The sequence below is a fragment of the Burkholderia sp. LMG 13014 genome (genome assembly GCF_905232215.1).
Lineage (GTDB): Bacteria > Pseudomonadota > Gammaproteobacteria > Burkholderiales > Burkholderiaceae > Burkholderia.
The window spans coordinates 1-3,419 of record NZ_CAJNKE010000612.1 but is presented as its reverse complement, the minus strand read 5'-3'; the positions used below and the strand labels follow the sequence as shown (position 1 = coordinate 3,419).

3 protein-coding genes are annotated in these 3,419 nt (G+C 69.3%); all 3 read left to right on the top strand.

The window, feature by feature from the left end:
- The first annotated feature begins 183 nt into the window (after positions 1-183).
- The 3 genes from JYJ84_RS31875 to JYJ84_RS31865 all read left to right on the top strand — a co-directional run bounded on the left by JYJ84_RS31875 (position 184) and on the right by JYJ84_RS31865 (position 3,379).
- A complete protein-coding gene (locus tag JYJ84_RS31875; RefSeq protein WP_175222309.1) occupies positions 184-1,629 on the top strand; it encodes a TAXI family TRAP transporter solute-binding subunit in 1,446 nt (481 codons plus the stop codon).
- A gap of 94 nt (positions 1,630-1,723) precedes the next feature.
- Complete coding sequence (locus JYJ84_RS31870; protein ID WP_122946608.1) at positions 1,724-2,362, top strand: DsbA family protein; 639 nt, start codon at positions 1,724-1,726, stop codon at positions 2,360-2,362.
- A gap of 69 nt (positions 2,363-2,431) precedes the next feature.
- Complete coding sequence (locus JYJ84_RS31865; RefSeq protein WP_043189348.1) at positions 2,432-3,379, top strand: LysR family transcriptional regulator; 948 nt, start codon at positions 2,432-2,434, stop codon at positions 3,377-3,379.
- Positions 3,380-3,419 lie beyond the last annotated feature (40 nt).

Genomic DNA, 3,419 nt, shown 5'->3' with positions numbered 1-3,419 from the left:
GCCCGCGGAAGCGCAAAGCTTTTGACGCGGGGCCGCCCGCCACTGTCGCCGCGGTGCCGCGCCAGGCCGCCCCACTCGCGCACGCACCGTGAAACCGGTTACCATCGCCGCGAGAATCGGCATCGTTCATGACAACCGTCCGACCGTCACCGATCCGTCACGCCAGCGTCATCCGCCGCCCCCATGAAGCCAGCCCGCCCTCGTCCGCCTCGCCGCATCCTCGCCCGCTTCGTCGCGGTGTCGTGGCGCGACCTCGCGCTGTCGATCGGCCCCACCGCGCTGCTCGCCGTCGCGGCCGTCTGGCTCGCGGTCAAGCTGATCCAGCCGGCACCGCCGTCCACGCTCGTGATCTCGTCCGGGCCGCCCGGCAGCACGTACTGGAACGCCGCGCAGAAATACAAGACGATCCTTGCGAAGAACGGCGTCACGCTCGACGTCCAGTCGTCCGAAGGGTCCGCCCAGAACCTCGCGCGGCTGTCGAACCCGAACGCGCCGGTCGACGTCGGCTTCGTGCAGAGCGGCATCGGCCCGAAGGAGCGCGACGAACACCTCGTATCGCTCGGCAGCATCGGCTATGTGCCGCTCGCAATCATGTACCGCGGCCCGGTCGTCGCGCGCCTGTCCGACTTCAAGGGCAAGCGGCTCGCGCTCGGCGCGGAAGGCAGCGGCGCGCGCGAGCTGAGCCTCGCGTTGCTGAAGATGAACGGCATCGTGCCGGGCGGCTCGACCGAGCTGCTGCCGACCGCCGGCGAGGACGCGGCCACCGCGCTGCTCGACGGCAAGATCGACGCGGCGTTCCTGTCCGGCGACTCGACGCAGATCCCGGTGATGGCGAAGCTGTTCCGCGCGCCGGGCGTGCACGTGTATTCGTTCACGCAGGCCGAGGCGTACGCGCGGCGCTTTCCGTACCTGACCGCGATCACGCTGCCGATGGGTGTCTACGATCTCGGCCAGAACCTGCCGCCCGCCGACATCCACACGGTCGCGCCGACCATCGAGCTCGTCGCGCGCGACTCGCTGCACCCCGCGCTGTCCGACCTGCTGATCGAGGCCGCGCGCGAGGTGCACGGCCACGCGACGATCCTGCAGCACGCGGGTGAATTCCCGTCGCCCGTCACGCGCGGCTTCCAGCTCTCCGACGACGCCGCGCGCTACTACAAATCAGGCAAGACCTTCCTGTACCGGCGGCTGCCGTTCTGGGTCGCGAGCCTCGTCGACCGGCTGCTCGTCGTAGTCGTGCCGCTGATCGTCGTGCTGATCCCCGGGCTGCGGCTCGTGCCGTCGCTGTACGGCTGGCGCGTGCGCTCGCGCATCTACCGCTGGTACGGCGCGCTGATCGCGCTCGAGCGCAGCGCGCTCGGCGAGCACACGGCCGAGGAGCGCGTGCAGTTGCTCGACGAACTCGACGACATCGAGGAAGCCGTGAACCGGATGAAGATGCCGCTCGCCTATGCCGGGCAGTTCTACGTGCTGCGCGAGCATATCGGCTTCGTGCGCGAACGGCTCACCGCGCACGACCAGGACCCGACGGCCAGCCCGCCCGGTGCCGGTGGACAGCCGCACGCACGTGCCGACACCGCGCCGCCGCAGGCTGGCGATCCCCCCCGGGCGACTCCCGGTTCCGCGTAAGCGGGCGATCCGCGATCATTGCCGCATGCGCGCGCCGCCGCGTAACATGGAGGCCGCCACCAGGCGCCGCACGCCCCACCCACTGGAGATCGACATGACAACCGGCCTCGATACCGCCCAGCCCGCCTGGTTCTTCGACTTCGTGTCGCCGTTCTCCTACCTGCTGCTCGAACAGCATGACAAGTGGCCCGACGTGCCGTTCGAACCCGTCGCCGTGTCGCTGCTCGACCTGCAGCGTCACTGGGGGCAGCGCCCCGGCGCCGACGTGCCGGCCAAGCGCGTGTTCACGTATCGTCACGCGCTGTTTCGCGCGGAGCAGCTCGGCATCCGCTTCAAGATGCCGCCCGCGCACCCGTTCGAGTCGGACAAGGTGCTGCGCCTCGCGATCGCGCTGCGCGCCGATATCGCGACCGTGCTGGAGATGTTCCGCTTCATCTGGCGCGACGGCAACGATCCGTCGACACCGGAAGGCTTCGCGGCACTGTGCGAGCGCGTCGGCGTCGGCCACGGCGATGAATTGATCGAATTCGAGGAGACCACCGCGCAACTGGCCCGCAACAACGCCGACGCGATCGCGCTCGGTGTGTTCGGTGTGCCGACGTTCTGGATGAACCAGCAGTTGTTCTGGGGCGAAGACGCGCTGCCGATGGTGCTGTACTGCGCGCGCACGCCGAACTGGCTCGAATCGCGCGAGGTCAAGCGAATCAGCGCGCTGCCGAAGGGCCGTGCGTGATGGCCGGTATCACGCACGCCAACGCGCGGCTGCGGTAAGGTTACGCTTCACCCGAATCACCCCCAATCGATGGAAGACGACGACCGTACCGCCTCGCTCGATATCTGGCTCGTGCGCGTGTTGCGCACGCTGCTGCTCGAGCGCAGCGTCACGCAGGCCGCGCTGCGGCTGAACCAGACCCAGCCCGCGATCAGCACCGCGCTGCGCAAGCTGCGCGAGACGCTGAACGACCCGATCCTCGTGCGCGGCAAATCCGGGATGGTGCCGACCGAATACGGCGCGTCGCTGCTCGAGGCCGCGCAGCGCGCGCTGCGCGAGGTCGACTTCATCGCGACGCCGCACGGCGACTTCGATCCGTCGTCCGCACGGCGCACGTTCCGCGTCGCCGCACCCGACTACCTGAACGATTTCTTCATGCCGACGCTGATCGAGCGCTTTCGCGACGCGGCGCCGCATGCACACCTGGAAATCGATTCGCTGAATCCCGCGCTCGATCATGCGGGGGCACTCGAATCGGGTGCGCTCGATCTCGTGATCGGCAACTGGCCGAAGCCCGACCCGCAGTTCGCGCGCCAGGACCTGTTCTCCGACACGATCGTGTGCCTGATGCGCGATGCGCACCCGCTCGCACGCGTGCCGCTCACGCGCGAAGCGTACGCGTCGGCCGCGCACGTCGCGCCGACGCCATACACCGGCGACAAGCGCAATGCGATCGAGATCGGCCTTGCACGCGCGCGCCTCACGCGGCGCATCGTGACGACGCTGCCCTACTTCGGGATCGTGCCGCAGGTGCTGCTGCAGTCGGACCTGATCTTCACGACGACGCGCCGCTTCGCGACGCACTATGCGCAGTTGCTGCCGCTCGTCGTCGTCACGCCGCCCGTGCCGTTCCCGCGCATCAAGAGCTACCTGCTCACGCATCCGCAGCCCGACCGCCCGACCGACATCGCGTGGCTGTGCGCGCTGATGCAGAGCGTGTCCGACGAGCTGACGGTTCCCCGTAGCCGCAAGCGCTGAGCCGCGGCACGAAACGGGGCGCGGCCGCTCAGGCCGTGCA